The 19,532-nt window shown below is 53.2% G+C and carries 18 protein-coding genes; 10 read left to right on the top strand and 8 right to left on the bottom strand.

All coding sequences use genetic code 11. The features are described from left to right. Nucleotides 1–303: 303 nt before the first annotated feature. Genes U5L07_10485 through U5L07_10475 form a run of 3 tightly spaced genes read left to right on the top strand, consistent with a single transcriptional unit; the run spans nucleotide 304 to nucleotide 2,494 of the window. Nucleotides 304–1,128, top strand: a complete 825-nt coding sequence (locus U5L07_10485) for a substrate-binding domain-containing protein (protein ID MDZ7832167.1) — start codon at nucleotides 304–306, stop codon at nucleotides 1,126–1,128. Nucleotides 1,129–1,148: 20 nt separating this feature from the next. Beyond that, nucleotides 1,149–1,844, top strand: a complete 696-nt coding sequence (locus tag U5L07_10480) for an ABC transporter permease (protein MDZ7832166.1) — start codon at nucleotides 1,149–1,151, stop codon at nucleotides 1,842–1,844. Further along, nucleotides 1,844–2,494: an ABC transporter ATP-binding protein gene (locus U5L07_10475; GenBank protein MDZ7832165.1), complete on the top strand. Its 651-nt coding sequence runs from the start codon at nucleotides 1,844–1,846 to the stop codon at nucleotides 2,492–2,494. Before U5L07_10480 ends, U5L07_10475 begins: the two co-directional genes overlap by 1 nt. Nucleotides 2,495–2,547: 53 nt before the next feature. Here the strand turns inward: U5L07_10475 and U5L07_10470 are convergent, their stop codons facing one another. Then, nucleotides 2,548–3,156 (bottom strand): hypothetical protein, encoded by a 609-nt coding sequence (locus tag U5L07_10470; protein ID MDZ7832164.1) that lies wholly within the window; start codon nucleotides 3,154–3,156, stop codon nucleotides 2,548–2,550. A 169-nt stretch (nucleotides 3,157–3,325) separates the two neighbouring features. Here U5L07_10470 and U5L07_10465 point away from each other — a divergent pair, with 169 nt between their 5' ends. Then, on the top strand, nucleotides 3,326–3,733 hold the full coding sequence (locus U5L07_10465; protein ID MDZ7832163.1) for a hypothetical protein: 408 nt from the start codon (nucleotides 3,326–3,328) through the stop codon (nucleotides 3,731–3,733). Nucleotides 3,734–3,745: 12 nt separating this feature from the next. On the opposite strand, the gene rsmA is transcribed toward U5L07_10465, so the two are convergent. Continuing rightward, entirely contained in the window at nucleotides 3,746–4,609 is an 864-nt protein-coding gene (rsmA, locus tag U5L07_10460; GenBank protein MDZ7832162.1) for a 16S rRNA (adenine(1518)-N(6)/adenine(1519)-N(6))-dimethyltransferase RsmA, read from the bottom strand. A gap of 220 nt (nucleotides 4,610–4,829) precedes the next feature. Here rsmA and U5L07_10455 point away from each other — a divergent pair, with 220 nt between their 5' ends. Then, a complete protein-coding gene (locus U5L07_10455) occupies nucleotides 4,830–5,210 on the top strand; it encodes a hypothetical protein (GenBank protein MDZ7832161.1) in 381 nt (126 codons plus the stop codon). Between the two features lie 179 nt (nucleotides 5,211–5,389). Here the strand turns inward: U5L07_10455 and U5L07_10450 are convergent, their stop codons facing one another. Further along, a complete protein-coding gene (locus U5L07_10450) occupies nucleotides 5,390–5,812 on the bottom strand; it encodes a four helix bundle protein (protein MDZ7832160.1) in 423 nt (140 codons plus the stop codon). 323 nt (nucleotides 5,813–6,135) lie between these two features. Between U5L07_10450 and U5L07_10445 the strand changes: the two genes are divergently transcribed. After that, nucleotides 6,136–9,129, top strand: a complete 2,994-nt coding sequence (locus U5L07_10445) for an insulinase family protein (protein ID MDZ7832159.1) — start codon at nucleotides 6,136–6,138, stop codon at nucleotides 9,127–9,129. A gap of 65 nt (nucleotides 9,130–9,194) precedes the next feature. Here U5L07_10445 and U5L07_10440 read toward each other — a convergent pair whose 3' ends face one another. Both U5L07_10440 and U5L07_10435 read right to left on the bottom strand, forming a co-directional pair. Continuing rightward, nucleotides 9,195–10,079 carry a Rossmann-like and DUF2520 domain-containing protein gene (locus tag U5L07_10440; protein ID MDZ7832158.1) on the bottom strand — a complete coding sequence of 295 codons (885 nt, stop codon included), beginning with the start codon at nucleotides 10,077–10,079 and terminating at the stop codon, nucleotides 9,195–9,197. A gap of 171 nt (nucleotides 10,080–10,250) precedes the next feature. Beyond that, complete coding sequence (locus U5L07_10435) at nucleotides 10,251–11,009, bottom strand: SDR family oxidoreductase (GenBank protein MDZ7832157.1); 759 nt, start codon at nucleotides 11,007–11,009, stop codon at nucleotides 10,251–10,253. A gap of 366 nt (nucleotides 11,010–11,375) precedes the next feature. Here U5L07_10435 and U5L07_10430 point away from each other — a divergent pair, with 366 nt between their 5' ends. From U5L07_10430 to U5L07_10420, 3 genes are read left to right on the top strand one after another with little or no spacing between them, the layout of a single operon-like run. Then, on the top strand, nucleotides 11,376–12,347 hold the full coding sequence (locus U5L07_10430; GenBank protein MDZ7832156.1) for an electron transfer flavoprotein subunit alpha/FixB family protein: 972 nt from the start codon (nucleotides 11,376–11,378) through the stop codon (nucleotides 12,345–12,347). A gap of 50 nt (nucleotides 12,348–12,397) precedes the next feature. Then, on the top strand, nucleotides 12,398–13,069 hold the full coding sequence (locus tag U5L07_10425) for a hypothetical protein (protein ID MDZ7832155.1): 672 nt from the start codon (nucleotides 12,398–12,400) through the stop codon (nucleotides 13,067–13,069). Further along, nucleotides 13,066–15,063, top strand: coding sequence for a PAS domain S-box protein (locus U5L07_10420; GenBank protein ID MDZ7832154.1), 1,998 nt, complete (start codon nucleotides 13,066–13,068; stop codon nucleotides 15,061–15,063). Before U5L07_10425 ends, U5L07_10420 begins: the two co-directional genes overlap by 4 nt. Nucleotides 15,064–15,146: 83 nt before the next feature. Here U5L07_10420 and U5L07_10415 read toward each other — a convergent pair whose 3' ends face one another. Genes U5L07_10415 through U5L07_10405 form a run of 3 tightly spaced genes read right to left on the bottom strand, consistent with a single transcriptional unit; the run spans nucleotide 15,147 to nucleotide 17,836 of the window. After that, entirely contained in the window at nucleotides 15,147–15,365 is a 219-nt protein-coding gene (locus tag U5L07_10415; protein MDZ7832153.1) for a hypothetical protein, read from the bottom strand. Further along, on the bottom strand, nucleotides 15,365–17,464 hold the full coding sequence (locus U5L07_10410; protein MDZ7832152.1) for an ASKHA domain-containing protein: 2,100 nt from the start codon (nucleotides 17,462–17,464) through the stop codon (nucleotides 15,365–15,367). The genes U5L07_10415 and U5L07_10410 overlap by 1 nt, the downstream gene beginning before the upstream one ends. Before the next feature lie 42 nt (nucleotides 17,465–17,506). Continuing rightward, nucleotides 17,507–17,836 carry a thioredoxin family protein gene (locus U5L07_10405; protein ID MDZ7832151.1) on the bottom strand — a complete coding sequence of 110 codons (330 nt, stop codon included), beginning with the start codon at nucleotides 17,834–17,836 and terminating at the stop codon, nucleotides 17,507–17,509. A gap of 264 nt (nucleotides 17,837–18,100) precedes the next feature. Here U5L07_10405 and U5L07_10400 point away from each other — a divergent pair, with 264 nt between their 5' ends. Continuing rightward, on the top strand, nucleotides 18,101–19,498 hold the full coding sequence (locus U5L07_10400) for a sigma 54-interacting transcriptional regulator (GenBank protein ID MDZ7832150.1): 1,398 nt from the start codon (nucleotides 18,101–18,103) through the stop codon (nucleotides 19,496–19,498). The last annotated feature ends 34 nt before the right edge of the window (nucleotides 19,499–19,532 follow it).

Raw genomic sequence — 19,532 nt, 5'->3', positions numbered from 1 at the left:
ATCCCCTTTTCAAAGGCTTCCTGTTTTTAGCAGCCTGCGCCTGTAAGAGATAGTGTCAAGCCAAAAATATCCAATCAAAAATTGACAAAAAATAACTAAAAGTGATAAAAAATAACCATTATTTCGTGCTCTAAGTGCCAACGAGCAAGTTATGGCAAGTTCTGATGGACAAGATTTTTCTCCTGCGCCTATCGCATTTTCCCCTTAAAAGCCTTCTTTTACCCGGCTTAGAGGAAAAAATCAATATCTGCGGTGCGATTGGCCGCACAGATGCCAACGGCAACTTAATAAGGATGTGTGGTAATGCGTTCGCTTAAAATCTATCTAATCCTGTTTCTTTCTTTTTTACTGGCATTTCCCGCGCTTGTGACGGCCCAAACCCTGATGATGGCCACCACCACCAGCACAGACAACACGGGGCTTCTCGACGAGCTGGCCCCCCAGTTTAAAAAAGATACCGGCATCACGCTGAAATGGACAGCGGTCGGAACGGGCAAGGCCCTTGAGATCGGCCGCAACTGTGATGTTGACCTGTTAATGGTGCACGCCCCCGGGGCGGAAGAAGAATTTGTTAAAAAGGGATATGGGATAGACCGGACACAAATAATGTATAATGACTTCGTGGTGATCGGTCCGGCCAGGGACCCGGCAGGGATTAAAGGCCTGCCGGTGACTGCGGCCCTGCAGAAAATCGCCGGGGAAAAGGCTTTGTTTGTCAGCCGGGGGGATGCCTCCGGAACCCACAAAAAAGAACTCTCCCTATGGGAAAAAGCGGGTGTGCAAATTCCCGTCAACGAGCCATGGTATCTGGAAACCGGCCAGGGAATGATCAGCACCATCCGCGTTGCGCTGGAACGTGACGGCTATACGCTCACCGACCGGGGCACTTATATCAAGCATGCCCACATTCAGGGCGGTAACCCGTCAATGAAAATCCTTGTTCAGGGGGAGCCGGTACTGTTTAATCAGTACAGTGCCATTGCCATAAACCCGGCCCGTTGCAAAAATGTCAAATACGATCCGGCCCAAAAGTTCATAGACTGGATTACGTCAAAGCGGACTCAGAATTTCATCGCTAACTACAAATTGCTCGGCAAGCCCTTATTCACACCCAACGCCGGGAAGTAACAGGAAAAAAACTTTTAAACATGGATTATATCGGAGAGGGGCTCGCTCAAGCCCTGAATTTACTGCTTCAGGGAGACCCGGAAACCTATTCGGCCATTTGGGTGACCCTCCGGGTCTCCACAGCATCTATCCTGTTCAGTCTGATTTTGGGCATCCCTTCCGGATTTCTGCTCGGCCACTATGATTTTGCCGGCAAAAATGCCGCCAGGCTGCTTGTGGATACGCTTCTTTCCCTTCCCACCGTGGTCATCGGACTGCTGGTGTACACCCTGCTTTCCAGACAGGGACCTTTGGGCGAACTTGGATTCCTCTACACCCTTCCTGCCATCTGTATCGGGCAGACCATACTCGGGCTCCCGATTGTCATGGCCCTGACCGCCGCTGCCGTGGAATCCCTGGATCAACGGCTTCCCCCGCTGCTTTTGACCCTCGGGGCGAGCCGAAAACAAATGCTTTTAACCACGGTCTGGGAATCCAGGTTCAGCCTGCTGGCTGCGGCAGTGACCGCCTACGGCCGTATCGTTTCCGAGGTCGGCATTTCAATGATGGTCGGCGGCAATATCAAGTGGTACACCCGGACCATTACCACGGCCATTGCCTTAGAAACCAACAAGGGCCGTTTCAGCTTCGGCATCGCGCTTGGCATCGTGCTCCTGCTGATCGCTTTTGTGGTCAACCTGGCGCTCAATATACTCAAGAAAAGGACGCAAGCCTGATGCCCCCCTTGTATGAACTCGAAAATATCAGGCAGATCTATGCCGAACGGGTGGTTCTGGATATCGAACACCTGGTCGTAGACGAGGGGGAAATCATTGGCATCTACGGTCCAAACGGGAGCGGCAAAAGCACCCTGCTCAAAACAATGGCGCTTGTGGAAGCTCCGATTGGCGGCAGGATTTTATTTCAAGGCAGGACGGTTCATCCGAACACACTAGACTTTCGAAGACAGATCTCCCTGCTTTCGCAGTCCCCCTATCTTTTGAAACGGTCTGTGCTCAACAATGTCGCGTATGGGTTAAAAATCCGCGGGATCTCTGATAAAAAAAGTAAAAGCCGCCGGGCATTAAGCATGGTCGGCCTGGATCCGCAGGAATTTTCCGGCAGAATGTGGTATGAACTATCCGGCGGAGAGGCGCAGCGCGTGGCCCTGGCCGCCCGGCTGGTTCTTCAGCCCAGAGCCCTGCTCCTGGATGAACCCACCGCTTATCTGGATGAAAAAAGTGCCGGAAAGATCCGGTCGGCTGCCCTGTTCGCCCAAAAGAAATGGGGCACCGCCCTGATTCTGGTCAGTCACGACCATGCCTGGCTAAGCTCCGTTTGCGGCCGCATCCTGAAGATGGATCGCGGACAGCTTCAAATATCCTGATATCAGCTGGATACAGCCGGCCGCAAACCGCCAAACGAACCGAATATTCTAACCTAAATGGAGCGATTTTCAAGTTTGCTCAAATCCGCGTTATACAAATAGGAAAAGGAAAATTCAGGCTTTTGTTCAAGCTGGATCTCAAGTTCCACGGCACCGGACACCTCCGGCAGCACCATGCTTAAATCCACTTCACCCGAGGGATCGGTCTTTGCCCTTACCTCAATACCCTTTTCTTCATTTTTGATAATCAGGGATTCATCAGCAGCCGGCATTTCTTTGCCGCACTGGACCGTCTCGCCGGTCGGGTATTTGGCCAGGGGAAGGACCCGGCGGCTTTCATCGACAATGGCATAGGATCGCAGCATGTCAAAAAGCCCGAGCCCGAAAAACGGCATCTCCAGAAGCGCCATATATAAGCCCCGCCGCTGCTTCTGCATCACCCGAAGCTTCTGCCGCATCTGGTCGCACATGGGAATTTTTTTAAGGGTGATGGTGTTTTTAATGGCGTGGTAGCCATATTGATAATGGCTCAAATCCCCAACCGTGGTTTCACCATCCTTGAGCTCCGATTTTAACGGACCCAGATACGTCAAAACACTCGAGCAGCCCATGGTGGTGGCCAATATTAAGATGATGCAGCACCGTAAAACGGATTTTTTCATGACCGGTCCTTTCACTGGCAATTCAGGGTCAAAGGAATTGACAAGGTTTTTGAATATCAGTAGAACATGTTTAATGCTTAAAAACTGCTCAAAAAAATGAAAAATGAATTTATAAACAATACCAAAGAACCTGTTTAACCACAACGATTAATCCGATAAGGAGCCGCTCGTGAAAAAATATACGCTTATCTCTATATGCCTGCTTTTCCTGGTATCCTGTGCCGCCCCGCCCCATGAAGCCGTTATCCAGAATGCCGGCCCTTACCCGGAAAACTATCGGGAAATGATCAAAGGCTATCTTGGGCAAACCCTTCAAAACCCGGAGAGCCTGAAGGATTTTAACGCCCTGAAACCGGCGGAAATCGTCACATTGGACACCTACTACGGTTTTATCCCGCTATATGAAGGCCAGAAGGTATGGGAAATCTTTATCACGTTTGACGTGAAAAATGCCAATGGCAAATACATCGGTCCGGACATGCATGTGGTCTGGATCCGCCACAACCGAATCGTAGCCTACGACTATGACGAGGTTGAGCTGGACTACCGGGTCAAAAAACGCCTCGGCGGTTCCTGAAAAGCAAAAAAATCAGAGGCAGCCGCCTTCGCGGTATTCATAAATTGCGTTGGCCAGATAGGCAAACCGCTCAACCGGCAAAGTTTCCGCCCGCTTCTGCGGATCAATCCCGCTTTGCCTGCACATGCCGTCCAGATCCGCCCCCCGAACCCCCAGATTGCCGGATAACAAAGCGTTTCGCAGGGTTTTTCGGCGCCTGCCAAAAGCGGCCTTAACCACTTCAGCAAAAAGCGCGTGGTCTTTAAGTTCGGGCTGCAGGCGTTTCTTGAACCGAAACTGCAGCACCTCCGAATCCACCTTGGGCACCGGCCAGAACAGGTGGGCATTAACCGTGGCGGTCCGACAAATCTCTGTGTAGTACTGAAGCATCACGGTCAGCCGGCTGTAGGATTTGCCGCCCGGGCCGGCGAGCAGCCGCCGGGCCACCTCCTTTTGAAACATGAGATCCGCCTGGTGAATGGCTGTGCGCGCATTGATCAGGTAAATAAGCACCTGGGAGGAGATATAATACGGGAGATTCCCGAAAATCCGGAGCCTCTGGCCTTCAAAGCCGGCAATCGCAGCCAGGTCGATATCAAATATATCCTGGTTTTTAAGCAAAACATTATCAACGCTTCTCTCCTTTAAAGCGCCGTCAAGAATTCCGGCCACTTCGGGATCTTTTTCGATTGCGTAGACCCCTCTGGCAGCCCCGGCCAGCGGAAATGTCAGCGCCCCTAAACCGGCGCCGATTTCGACCGCCGTATCCGACCGGCCCACCCCGCTTTTGCGGATAATCATCTCCGCTGTCGACGGGTCGGTTAAAAAATTTTGTCCCAGGGCTTTTCTAGGGCGCAAATCGTATTCAGCTAATAATTTCCATGGTGCATTCGACATAGACTATATACTTTCCTCTTATTCCAAGCTGCGATCACTTGGAAATCGCTCAATTTAGGCCGAACAAATGCTCCCTAATCAAACGGATAGCTATTTTTTTCTTCTCATCTTTCTAATTTTTCATGCTTTTGCTTGACTTTTCAACCCACCCTAACTAATTTGGCTTATAACTTCTTATTTTTATTTTGTAGATCCCTTAAAACTCCCATCAGGAGGTTTTATGACAAAACAAAAGCGCTCTCCTAGCTTTGATGCCATGGTCAAATTCTTCCAGCAGCATTACAATTTTGCGACAAAGCAGGACATCAACCGGCTCATCGATAAAATCGATGAGCTTGAAAAATCGATCAAAGAAGTGCTGCCGACCCGGCAGAAGCCCGCTGCGAAAAAATCGCCCAGTAGGAAAAAAGTCGATCTGACCCAGCAGAACGCCTCGGATGCGGTGCTTGACGTGATTACCGAGGCCAAAACAGGCATCAATTTCCCCGAGATCAAGGCGAAAACCGGTTTTAACGACAAGAAACTGAGAAACATTATTTACCGATTGGGCAAACTCGGCAAGATAAAAAACAAAAAACGGGGAATTTATATTCCCGCTTAAGCCCCCCATCCGGCCCCATCACGTTTCCGCCATTTTTCTGCCCTGCGGCTTTTGGAGCAGGATAGCAAGCCAGTACCTGCCAGCCGCGCCATACTTTTCCACCATTTTGGGCGACCGCTTTATCCGGCCACGGCTAATTTGTTCTAACCGCAAAATCCATACCCCCGGTCCTGTTAACGCTAAGGTTGGGATTCTTTTTCTTCGCTATCGGGATCGAAATCGATGCTGTAGACTTCCTGATCCTCTCGAACTTGGTATCCTCTTCCGCCGAGACGGCTGAGCATCGCGGCCATACGGTCGGGTTCATCCTTGCGGTTCCGGCTTTCCATCTTGTCCAGCGCCTTGCCGACAACCAGCACATCTTGAATCGCCGCGCACTCAAGCGCGGAGCCACGAGCGATTTCGAAATAACGCCTTCGGTCGGCTTCCGCGGTCTTGCCATTACCTTCGGCGATATTGAGCGGTATCGACTGGCTGGCCCGAAGCCATTGATCCCGGGCGGGCCGATGGACTCCGTTCAGGCTGTCGGCCTTCTCGTAAACCCATGCAACGTAGCCTATTGAAAGGCGATAGACGTCCAGTTTTTCGTGTCCAAGGGTCATATTTTTTCGATTTCGATTTCGATCCCGATCCCGATAGCGATTTCGATTTGGATCTGGCCCGAAGCCATTGATCCCGGGCGGGCCGATGGACTCCGTTCAGGCTGTGGGCCTTCTCGTAAACCCATGCAACGTAGCCTATTGAAAGGCGATAGACGTCCAGTTTTTCGCGTCCAAGGGTCATATTTTTTTCGATCCCGATCCCGATAGCGATTTCGATTTGGATACAGAACAAATTAGCCCTGTTTATCAGGCAATTTCCATTGCGTAAACATCCTTAAGCCGTTATATTGTCTGCTTAAATTTTTAACAAAAGGATCAACGCCATGAAGCAGCCCAAAGACCCCAACAATCCCGGCTTATTTGAAGGAACAGAAATCGCCGGCTATACCGTCCAAAAAATCGCCGAACTGCCGGAAATCAAATCCATCTACTATGAATTGACCCATACCCGCACCGGGGCCGGGCATATCCATATCAGCAACAATGATACGGAAAACACGTTTTGCGTGGCATTAAAAACCGTCCCCCGGGACTCCACCGGAGTGGCCCATATCCTTGAGCATACGGTTTTGTGCGGATCCATTAACTATCCGGTCCGGGATCCGTTTTTTTCCATGATGAAGCGGAGCCTGAGCACCTTCATGAACGCGCTCACCGCCTCGGACTGGACCATGTATCCCTTTTGTACGCAGAACCGCAAGGATTATTACAATCTCATGGCGGTTTATCTGGACTCGGTCTTTTTCCCCAAACTGGATCGGCTGAGCTTTAAACAGGAGGGGCACCGCCTGGAATTCGAGCCGGATCCCAGCGACCCCAACCAGCTGCGCCTGGCCTACAAAGGCGTGGTCTACAATGAAATGAAGGGTGCCCTCTCCTCCCCGGACCAGGTCATGGCCCGCTCCATTCTAAACGCCCTGTATCCGGATACCACCTATGGGTATAATTCCGGCGGCAACCCGGCCGAGATCCCCAATCTCACCCATGAACAGCTCATCGCATTCCACCGGCGCCACTATCACCCGAGCAATGCCTATTTCTACACCTATGGCAGCATGCCGCTGGATGCGCACCTAAAATATATAGATGAGACCATTCTCACCCATTTCAATGCCATTGACCCGGACACGGATGTGCCCACCCAGCCGCGCTGGCAGGCGCCAAAGACCGCCGAATATACGTATCCCATTGATCCGGCCGAAGATGACGGCAAAAAATGCCAGATCTGTTTGGCCTGGCTGACGGCGGATATACGGGATGCATTTGAAATTCTGGTGCTTACCATACTCGAGCAGATTCTGCTGGGAAACCCCGGCTCCCCGCTTAGAAAAGCGCTGCTAGATTCCGAAATCGGCAGCACCCTATCGGATGGCACGGGATTTGACGGGGAAAACAAGGATACCATGTTTGCCTGCGGGTTAAAGGACGTGGCCCAGGACGCGGGGGAGGAGATCGAAGCCCTTATATTTGACACTCTGCAGGAAATCGTGGACACCGGCATTGACGACCGGCTGGTGGAATCCGCCATCCACCAGATCGAATTTTATCGAAAGGAAGTCACCAACTCGCCCTTTCCCTATGGCCTGAAACTTCTGCTCCGCTTCTGCGGGGACTGGCTGCATGGCGGTGATCCGGCGGTGATCCTGCAGTTTGACTCCCTGCTGGAGCGGCTGAATGCCGAGATGAAAAATAAGGGCTTTTTGGAATCAAAAATCAAAGCCTATTTTCTCGACAACCCGCACCGGGTCCGTTTGCTGCTTCGCCCGGATCCGGAGCAGGCGGAAAAAGAAAACCGGCGCACTGCCGAAGAACTGGCGACGCTCGAAAAAGAGCTCACACCTGAGGATATCGAAACCATCCAGCAGGACACGCAGTCCCTAGTCGAACTCCAGGAGGCTAAGGAAGATCTTTCCTGCCTGCCCACATTGGCGCGCGAGGACATATCGCCTGACGTCAATACCGTGGATCCGCCCCGCGAACATGAAAATCCGCCGGTTTATCAGTATGCGCAGCCTACGCTGGGGATTGTCTATCTTTCGGCGGTCATGGATATTGAGACGATGCCTTCGGACATGCTGCCGATTATTCCCTTTTTCTGCTATTCCCTCACCCGCCTGGGCACCAAGTACTACGATTACTCGGAACTTGCCCAATTAATTGATTTATATACCGGCGGTATGGGGCTAAGCGTTAATGCCGGCACCCGCTTTGGTGACGGCGGGGAGAACAACTGCCTGCCGATGGTGAGCTTTAATTCCAAGTGCCTGTCCCGGAACCAGGAAAAAATGTTTGAGCTGGTGACCGAGGTGCTTAAAAACGTTGAATTCACGGATACCGGCCTGCTAAAGCGGCTGCTCCTGGAATACCGGGCAGAGATGGAATCCGCGATTGTGGCAAACGGCCACCGGTTTGCCATTTCACTGGCCGCCCGAAACTTCACCCTGACCAACACCTTAAATGAAGCCTGGCACGGCATCCATCAACTTGAAACCATCAAGAATTTAAGCGAGGACTTATCCGAAGACAAGCTCCACGCCATTGCCGACCATCTTCACCAGATCCGGGACAATCTGTTCAGAGCGGGCAAAATGAAGGTTGCGCTTATCGGCGAGCCCCCTGATCTGGATCAGGCCATGCCGCATATGCAGGCACTTGTCCGGGAACTCGGCAAAAAACCGGCGGATACATTCCGCGCCCCGCCTATCCAGATGCCCGGAGACATCCCCCGGGAGGGGTGGAGCACCTCTTCTTCGGTCTCTTTTGTGGCCAGCGCTTTTGAAACCGTCCGAATGGATCATCCGGACGCCCCGGCGCTTGCGGTGATCAGCAAAACCCTGCGCTCCATGTTTATCCATCGGGAAATCCGGGAGAAGGGCGGCGCATACGGGGGATTCGCCGCATACCAGGCCGAGAGCGGTCTGTTCTACTTCGGCTCATACCGGGATCCGCATATCGTAAACACCCTCAAGGTCTACGACGCGGCCGCGCGTTTTATTACTTCCGGCGATTATTCGGATGAGAACATCCAGGAGGCCATCCTCCAGACCTGTGCGGACATTGACCGGCCGGATGCACCCGGCGGGGCGGCCTCAAAGGACTTTTACCGGAGACTGATCAACCTAAGTGATGACACGCGCCGGGCGTTCAAGGAAAAATTGGTGCAGCTGGATCGCGACACCGTCGTTGAAACCGCCCAAAAATACTTTGGAGAAAATAAAGGAGGCCCCATTGCTGTGGCGGTGATCTCAAATGAAGCCGCACTCAAGGAGGCCAACCGGCAGCTAAAGGAAAAACCGCTGGCGCTCAGACGGATTTAGAACTCTAAGGTTTCAGTCTTCAGGACTGAAACACTGAAACCTGAACACTGAAACCTGAACCAAACTCACTGCCCCGTCTGTCCGTTTAGCAAGCCGGCCAGCTGCTCAGCGGCATTTTTGGACAGTGTGCCCCTGGCCGTTGCAATATCAATGGTGGCAAGCCCCAGGCGGGTATAGAGCTCGGCTGCCTCGGGCGATACTTCCCGGATGGCGGCCAAATGGTCCGCGACCGTGGCCACATCCCCCCGGGCAATCGGGCCGGTCAGGGCGTCGGGGATGCCTGCCTGTTCAATATTTTTCAAAGTTCCGCTGATCAGCGGCTTTAGCACCCCATACACCTCGGATTCGGGCACACCCGAAGCTTTCAGCAGATCGAATGAAAGCCGCATCAGGGTAACCAGGTAGTTTGAGGCCACCACCGCCGCGGCATGATAAAGGGTTTTGCCCTCGGTCAGGATGCTGACGGGATCGGCACCGAGCGCCTCGGCCATCTGCCATGCCTGATCCGCTGCCCCGGCGTCTCCCTCAATGGCCATTTTAATGCCGGCAAACGGATTTTCCTCCGTGACCGCGGCAAAGCTCTGGAGCGGATGCATGGAGCCAATTGCCGCCCCGCATTGCCTGGCAGCAGTAAGGATGTCGGAGGAAAACGCCCCGGAGCAGTGAAGCACCGCCGCGTTTTCCTGAAACCCCCGGTTTTCGGCAATCTCTTCGCAGGCAGGGGCGATGGCCTGATCCGGTGTACTGATAAAAACCACATCCGCTTTGGCGGAAGCCTCCCAGGCATGATCGTACACGGCGCCTTCCGCACCAGCGGCTTCGGCCGCCTGAAGGGCCGATTCCCGGGTTCTGCTGGCAAAACCCGCCGGCTGATACCCGGCTTTAGACAGATGGCGGGCGAGCGCCGTACCGACCCGCCCGCACCCGATAACGGCAAATGAGGGTTTCATGAACACACCTTTTTTGTCCTGCTACGCGATTCTAGTGTGCAGGGTTCAAGGTTCAGGGTTTAGGGTCCAGGGTTTAGGGCATGCCCCTGCTTCGTCCTTATTCCTGCCCCCCTTAACCTTGCACCTTGCACCTTACACCTTACACCCTATCCCCTATACCCTGCCTTTTTCTCACGCCAGCATGCCGCCGTCGCAGACGATGCATGTGCCCGTGGTAAATGAGGCCGCATTGGAAACCATATACAGGGCCGCTCCGGCCATTTCATCCGGCTGGGCTGCCCGGCCCATGGGGATCTGTTGAATAGCATAATCATGGATCTCCTTATTGCCAAGAATGGCCTGGGAAAACTTGGTATCCGTAATCCCCGGCAGCAGGGCATTGACCCGAATCTGCTTGGCTACCAGTTCCTTGGCATAGGCTTTGGTCATGGATATCAGGGCCGCCTTGGATATGGAGTAGACGCCCTGCAGAAAAGCCGGACGCAGACCATTTACCGAAGACACGTTTAATATGGCCCCGCCGCCGGCCGCCTCCATCAAGGGAACGGCTTTCTGGATCATGAAAAACGGCCCCTTCAGGTTGACATCCATGATCTTATTCCAGTGACTCTCCTCCGCGGAGGTCAGTTCCCCGAAGTGGGGATTGGTGGCCGCGTTATTGATCAGAATATCCAGCTTGCCGTGCTTTTCTTTGACATTATCGAAAAGGGCCTGGATCTGATCCAGATACCCGGCATGGCAGGCCATGGTTTCCGCCTGTCCGCCGGCCTGGTTGATTTCACCGGCCACCCTGTCAAGGGCCTCGGGCTTTCGGCTCACCAGTATGCATTTGGCCCCCTGGGCGGCCAGGGTTTTGGCGATGGATTCGCCGATGCCCCGGCTTGCGCCGGTAATCAGTGCAATTTTGTCAGTTAGGGAAAAATCGACCATACCTGTCTCCTTTCATTTACCAATGACTATATTTCGCACCCCAAAAGCTTGTGCCGTCTATGGACCATCAAATTCAGGTTCATCATACGATCCGGCAGATTTTGTGTCAATTTAAAAAACCGAGCGATTGTTCGCTTTTTTAAATTGACAATCCCGCACGCGACCGCTAAATTCCAAATTCTAAATCCCAAATATCAAACAAATCCCAAATTCCAAGCACCAATTTTCCAAACAACCCCATTCGGCCTCGCTTGTTGTTTGAAATTTTGGTCATTGAGATTTGATTATTGTTTGTAATTTGTAATTTGAGATTTGGTGCTTTTCTGCACAGATTAGGGTATTTACAACATATGGATGGATAATATTATGTCGATCATCATTGCCATACCCCCGCATACAGCATCAGAAGGCGTGGTTTCTGAATTGGTGGCGTGCGCCCGAAGGCTTCAGGCGCTTACCGAAACACCGATTCGGATGCTAAGTGTCGGTTTTCAGGGTATGGTAGACGGCCAAAAAATTGCTGACGAAACTGGCATTGATGTCTTAACCGTACCGATCGAGCGCCCTGAAGCGGCTACGGCGGAAGTCTTTAGCGACGTTCTTGCGGATATGGCTGCAGAGACAGCCCCTGCATGGATTGTCCTGCCGCATACCGCCGCCGGATTGGATGCCGCGCCGGCACTGGCCGTAAAGTTAAGTGCGGCCTGCATAACCGGGGTTGAAAAAATTGAAACAGCGGATGGTCGCATCTGCTTTACCCGGGAAATCTTTAACGGCAAACTCACAGCCCGTCTAACCCCTGAAACGAAAAATGCTGTGATCACTGCTCAAACCGGCGCTTTTGCCGCTGAGCCCCAAGCCTCTAAGACAGCCGGCGCGCACTCGGTTCGCCATGTCGAAACAGCCAAAAAACGCTCCCGATTTAAGGAAATTTTCAAAGAATCTGCGGACACAGCCTCTCTGGATCAGGCGGATGTGCTGGTAGCCGCCGGAAACGGTGTTAAGGAGCCGGAAAATTTGGAGCTTATCCATCAACTGGCCGCCCTTTTTGCCAAATCCGCGGTCTGCGGCTCCCGCCCGGTTTGCGACAAGAACTGGCTGCCCCACAGCCGGCAGGTGGGCGTGACCGGCGCGATTGTCAGCCCCAGGCTCTATATCGCCTGCGGTATCTCCGGCGCCAGCCAGCATCTGGCCGGCATCCGGCAGACCAAAACCATTGTGGCCATTAACAAGGATGCCCGGGCCGCCATCTGCAATGCGGCGGATATCTGTGTTATCGAGGACCTGACCACCTTTATTCCCCTGTTAATAAAGACCTATAAAGGCTATGGGGATTGACTGCTGTGGCCCGCGCTTAAAAATGCTACGAATTTTTTAGGAAATCACCGATGACAACCGGCGCGCACCTGGAATCCATATATCAAAAACTGCTCTCCGCCTTCGGCCCCCGGCACTGGTGGCCGGCAGATACCGCCGAGGAAGTGGTCATCGGGGCGATACTAACCCAGAACGTGGCCTGGAAAAACGCGCGCAAAGCCATGGAAGCCCTCAATCAGCACCGTCTCCTGTCCCTTTCTGCCATCCACCAGACAAACACTTCAGATTTGGCTCCGCTGATCCGCTCTTCCCGGTTCTATCACCAAAAGGCCGAACGGCTCAAAAATTTCACCACCCTGTTATTCGACCAGTTTGACGGGGATTTGGATGCGTTGTTTGGTTTAGACCCTGCCCCGGCCCGAAAGGCCCTGCTCAAATTAAAGGGCTTCGGCGGAGAAACCGTGGATTCCATCCTGCTTTATGCCGCGGAGAAGCCGATTTTTGTCATTGACGCCTACACCCGGCGGATCTTTGAACGGCTGGGCCTGACTGAAGCGGGGTGGTCTTACCAGGCATACCAGGCGTTTTTCATGTCCCGGCTTCCCCAAGACGTCGCATTATTCAATGACTATCATGCCCAGATCGTGCATCTGGGCAACCGGATATGCAAAAAACGGCAGCCGATCTGTGCCCAGTGCCCGCTGGCAGACCAGTGCAGCGGCCCGATGGAGTCTTTGCCATGATTGATCCCAAAAACCCGGAATCCCCGCAGAAACGAATAAAAGAGCTGGAAGCCCAGGTTGAGAGCTGTCAGTCTGAAATCAACAGCCTCAAACAAAACGCCCGGACCTATCGCCTGCTGGTTGAAAATGTGCCGGACATGATATGGATCATGTCCACGGAGAAACTAACGCTCCATTACTTAAGCCCGTCTGCGGAGCAGATGCTCGGCTATAGCCTGGAAGAGATCCTGAAAAAGCCGTTTTCCGAAATTATCACGCCTGAATCATTTGAATATGCGACCCGATATTTTGCCGCCGCGAGCCGGGAGTTTAAAGACAAAAAAGGGGCCGACCAAAAAACTCATAAACTGGAGCTGGAATATCTTCGCAAGGACGGCTCAACGGTATGGGTGGAAGTCACCGCCCGGCCTATAATGGATGAAAACGATGAAATGACCCGGATAATCGGAGTTTCCCGGGATATATCGGACCGGGTGGCCGCCCAGCGGGCGCTTGAAAAAAGCGAAGCCAAATACCGGGCCCTTTTTGAGGATTCCCGCGACACCATTTACATCACCGCCAGATCCGGAGAATTTATTGACATCAACCCGGCCGGGGAAAAGCTTTTCGGATACCGCCGGGAGGAAATCATCGGCCTAAACATCCTGGACCTATACGAAAACCCGGAGGAACGGGCCCAATTCATCCAGGAAATCGAAGCCAAAGGCGAGGTGCACGATTATGACCTGCGGTTTCGCAAAAAAGACGGCACCAGCGTTGACTGCCTCATTACGGCCACGCTCTGGATGGGGGAAGATGAAAGCATTTACGGCTACCAGGGGATTATCCGGGATATTACCCTGCAAAAGCGATTTAAGGAGCACTTGCAGCACGTTGAAAAAATGGAGGCCATCGGCACCCTGGCCGGCGGCATTGCCCATAATTTCAACAATCTGTTAATGGCCATCCAGGGCAATACGTCGCTGATGTTAATGAAAACGCCGCCTGATGACCCCAACCACAAGAAGCTTAAAACCATTGAACGCCATATCCAGTACGGCTCTGAACTAAGCAATCAACTGCTGGGCTTTGCCAGGCGCGGCCAGTATCAGGTCAAACCCCTGAATTTAAACCCCCTGATCCGCATGAGCGCCAAAATGCTTTCCTCCACCCGCAAAGAAATTACCTGCCGCACGCGCCTGGAGCCGGATATATGGTCCGTGGAGGCGGATCCCGGACAGATTGAGCAGGTGCTGATTAACCTCTTTGTTAATGCCTGCCAGGCCATGTCCGATAAAGGCGAGATATATATCCAGACCGAAAATATAACACTCAGCGAATTCCAGCTGGCCGCCTTTCAGGCAAAGCCCGGCAGCTATGTCAAAATCTCCGTCACAGATACGGGGATCGGCATGGATGAAGAAATCCAGCAGAAAATATTTGAGCCCTTCTTTACCACCAAACAGCAGGGCGAGGGTACCGGCCTGGGGCTTTCCTCGGTTTATGGCATCGTCAAGCACCACGCGGGCTACGTCACCGTATACAGCGAAATCGGCAAGGGCACCACGTTTAACATCTACCTGCCGGCCACACAAAAAGCGCCGGCCGAGGAAAAAGAGGTCATCGACACCCTGCTCAAAGGCGCTGAGACCATTCTGGTGGTGGATGATGAAAAAATTATCGCGGAAACCGGGCAGATCATGCTCGAAGAGCTGGGATACACGGTTTTAACCGCGCTAAGCGGCCAGGCCGCCATTGAAACCTATGCCCGGCATAAAGACCGGATCGCCCTGGTGATTCTGGATATGATCATGCCGAACATGAGCGGCCGGGAGACGTTTTTGGCCCTAAAAGAGACCGACCCGGACATCAATGTCCTGCTCTCAAGCGGCTACAGCATAAACGGGGCGGCCAGTGAACTAATGAGACAAGGCTGCAGCGGTTTTATCCAAAAACCTTTTAATCTGATCCAGTTGTCGAAAAAGGTAAGAGAAGTAATAGATGGCAACCAATAAGCCCCATCCTGCCAACTGCTGCCGGCGCCTGCCCCTTCCTCCCATGCTGTCATTTCGGGCGGCAGCGGGAAATCTAACCGGATTCAGCCGGCAAGCTTTTCCGCCTGCTCGATTAAAAGCGATTTTAAACGGTCCAGGGCAACGGGATACGGCTGGATGGGAATCCCCATCCAGTCCGAATATTCCAAAAGTTCCTCGACATGCTCGGCCATGTATTCATCCATGCACCCGATGCCGTCGAGCACCATGGCCCCGCCCGTATGCTTGGGGAAATTCTCGTTGGCCAGGCCCTTGCTCCGCACTAGTTGGCCGTTTCTTTTAGCCGCTTCATGATACTGGGAAACTGCTCCATGTTGGTATGGGGCAGAAACAGGGCTGAGGTAAACTCGTCCATGAAACTGGTGTTGGTTGAAAAATCCAGATAGGTCATGGCATGGCAGATTTCTTTGGCGGTTTTTCGGTGCGCATCCGAGAGAAGCGCCATATATGCGCCGCCAATGCTGCTGTTGCCATCGTATTGGAATTTATCCCGCGCAATGTCCGGCAGCAGGCCGATGGCCACCGATTTTCCGATATCCAGGAACTGGCCGAATCCGCCGGTGATAATGACCCGGTCAATCATATCAAAAGTCACCCCCACCTGGTTTAAAAGCACGGTGAATCCGGCATAGACCGCGCCCTTTGAGCGAAGGAGGTTGTCGATATCCGATTCGGTATAGACCAGATCCTCCTCCATGGGCGTCTCATCGGCATAGGCCAGAACATAAGCCGGCTCATCACCGACCGCCCCCATCCGGGGATGGTCCGGCGGCAATTGAAACTTGCCCCGCTGATCGATAATGCCGGTAAGCATCATCCCGGATAAAAGCTCAATCATTCCGGAGCCGCAAATCCCTCTGGGCGCATGGCCGCCAATGGTTTTCAGTTGAGGCTCAAATGTATTTCGGTCAATTGACACACCTTCGATGGCGCCTTCCTCAGCCCGCATCCCCCACCTGATGCCGCCGCCTTCAAACGCCGGCCCGGCCGAGCAGGACGCACAGATCAGCCAGTCTTGATTGCCCAGCACAATTTCGCCGTTGGTGCCCACATCGATGAACAGGGTCATTTCCGCTTCCCTATGGAGCCCTGAATAGAGGACACCGGAGACGATATCCCCGCCCACATAGCTGGCCGGCCCCGGCATCACATATACCGCGGCATTGGGATTGGCCTTTAAGCCGATATTGCCGCTCTTTAACACCGGAAACTCGGAAATCGACGGGATATATGGCTCACGCCGGATATAGCGGGGCTCGATTTTAAGCAAAAGATGCGTCATGGTGGTATTGCCGGAAACCACGATGTTATGGATTTGTTTGGCATCCGCGCCCACACCGTCTACCGCCTCCTTAATCAGGGTGTTAATGGTGGAAAGCGCCAGGGTGCTCAGCTTTTTCACACCGTTTTTCTCCGCACACACGATGCGGTTGATCACATCATCGCCGCAGGCGGACTGGCGGTTGTGCTCGGAGGTAGCCGCCAGAATGCGGCCGTCGGTCATGTCCACCAGATAGACGACAATGGTGGTGGTGCCGATATCAATGGCCAGCCCCAGGCTGGATTGGCTGGTATCCCCGGGTTCCACCGCAACCACCTCGCTTGAGCAGGATTTGTGAATAATCGAGGCGGTCACATGCCAGTTTTCATTCCGCATGCTGGCTGCCAGCTCCCGCATCACTTCAAGCCCAATGCTGAGGCGGCTGGTATCCAAGCCTTTCTGCGCAAGTCCGCGCCGCAGGCGATCCAGATCACTCACCGAATCATCCAGGGTGGGCGGACTCAGCTCCATCGGAATTTTTTCAAGCATGGGCTGGATATCCGTTACCAGGCCATGGAGCTTGCTCGTCACCTCCTCGCCCATGCCGGCCACCTTGAGCTTTCGCTCAATGGTCTCTTCCGGCACGCGCACAGACGCCGGGCCTTTTACCCGCGTCTGACAGGCCAGCACATACCCCTTCTGCTTTTCCCGATCTGAAAGGAGCGCCGTCTCTGTTTTTTCAATTTCCCCGGACTCAATGATCAGTTTGCATTTGCCGCATGCGCCCTTGCCGTTGCACGAAGCATTGATGTAGACATCCGCCTTTCGGGCTGCATCCAGCAGAGTTTCGCCCGCCTCGACCTCAACCGACTTGTCATCGGGCTGGAATGTCACCCTATATTCGCCGGAAGCTTGGGCCGCTTCATCGGATTCATTGAGTCTTTTCGCCCCCTTGTTCATAAACCAGATGGGGCACGCGCTCCGGTATTTGCAGTAAAGTTCCGGGTCCCGGCACGCCATGCATTCATCGCACAGATAGATATTGTGCTTCATGCATTTGTAGCTGGTTTCTCTCTCTGGATGGTTCACGCACTTACCCATAAATTCGCCTCCAATATTAAAAAAATAAAACTACCCTTGCGCCTATCTGCCGCGCTTCAGCTCTTGATCAATGGCCTTGCAGAGCTCCGCTTCCGGATGCACCCCCACCAGCCGATGACATTCTGTGCCGCGATTGAATAAAATCATGGTCGGGATACTATGCACATCAAAGCGGCGCCTTAAACGCTCAAGCTGATCAATATTTACCTCCAGCAGCTTGATACGATTGCCGTAGCGGCGGTCCAGCCGATCCAGAATGTCCACCTGAGCCCGGCACGGCGCTGACCAGGGGGTTTCAAAACAGGCCAGGCAGATGCCGCCGGCGATTAACGGATCAAAACTGCTTTCATTTTTCAGGGTTTCAGTTGTCATAATCCATCGAAACTCGACAATCCCGCATAAAGTCGACGCGGGCTGGCAACTTCAAGGCATTCTAACCTTCCGCTGAAATCGGATTAAACCGATCAAATCTTAAATGATTACTATATTCAACATTTATGCCAGTTCCATAAAAACTCATATATCGGGGATCATGGGTAAAGGTAAAAAAAAATCAATGAACGATTGACAAGACAGGTAACGATTCGTAACGTTATGTAACAAAGTGTAACGACTCACCCTGTAAAGGAAGCAGACATGCAGAATAAAAGCGTTTGGAGCGACCGGTTTGCAGAGCGCCTGCTCGATTCCATGGCCGAAGGCGTGTTTACCCTGGACACCGAGGGCCGGATCACCTCCTGGAATCCGGCCATGGAGCGGATCACCGGCTATACCCCGGCTGAGGCCATCGGCCAGTCCTGCCAGCTCCTGAAATTCTCAAAATGCTTTGACCGGACCTGCCCGTCCACGATCTCGGAATGCGGCATTTTCAAAAAGGGGACGGTGGATCCCACTGAATGTCAGCTTCAGCATAGAGACGGCCGGTTCATCTCCATCATCAAAAATGCCCGGGTGGTGAAAAACCAGCAGGAGCAACCCATCGGTGTGGTGGAGACGGTTACCGATCTCACCGAACTCACCCAGGCGCGGCAGAAGGTTGAAGAGGCCCAGAGAAAGCTCCTTGAAGTCTACCAGTTCGGCAATATTATCGGCAAAAGCCACGCCATGCAGGAAATCTTTAACGCCATCCGGGTGGCGGCCAAAAGCGACGCCACCGTCTTGATCCAGGGCGAATCCGGCACCGGCAAAGAGCTTGTGGCCAGCGCCATCCACTACAATAGCGAGCGCGGGCAGTGCCCCATGGTAACGGTCAACTGCAGCGCACTCTCGGAATCCCTGCTGGAAAGCGAGCTATTCGGCCATGTCAGGGGCGCGTTCACCGGCGCCCATAGGGACCGGCTCGGGCGCTTTGAAGAGGCGGACACCGGCACCATATTTTTGGATGAAATCGGCGATATCAGCCCGTTCATCCAGTTAAAGCTTCTTCGGGCCATTCAGGAAAAGCAGATCGAGCGGGTGGGCGAATCCCGGAAGCGAAATGTGGACATCCGCATTATCACCGCCACGCACAAAGACTTCTACGGCCTGGTCCAGACCGGCAATTTCCGCGAGGACCTGTATTACCGGCTGAAGGTCTTCCCCATCTATCTTCCACCGCTTCGAAACCGCCGGGAGGACATACCGCTTTTGACCCGGCACTTCATTCAGAAATTCAATAAAAAAACCGGCAAACAGATCCAGGATTTGTCGCCGGATGCCATGCGGATTCTCATGGATTACAACTGGCCGGGCAATGTCCGCGAGCTTGAAAACGCCATTGAGCACGCCTTTGTTTTGGCCGGCGGGGACCAGATCGGTATTTTTGATCTGCCCGTGGAAATCCGGCAAATGGAATATTACCCCGTCCGTCCTGCGGAAACGCCGAATTACAAGCCCCGGCCGCAGCAAAAGATCACAAAAACGCTTCTGCTGGAACTGCTTCATGAATGCGACTGGAACAAAGCGGAAGTGGCCCGGCAGCTTGGCCGCAGCCGCACATCGATATGGAAGTATATGAAAAAATGGGATATCCCTTTGGACGGGCCCAATGCCTAAGGCATCGTGGAATCAACAGATGAACGGGCATGCA

The sequence above is a fragment of the Desulfobacterales bacterium genome (assembly GCA_034520365.1).
Taxonomy (GTDB): Bacteria; Desulfobacterota; Desulfobacteria; order Desulfobacterales; family Desulfosalsimonadaceae; genus M55B175.
This window is presented reverse-complemented; position numbering and strand designations above follow the sequence as displayed.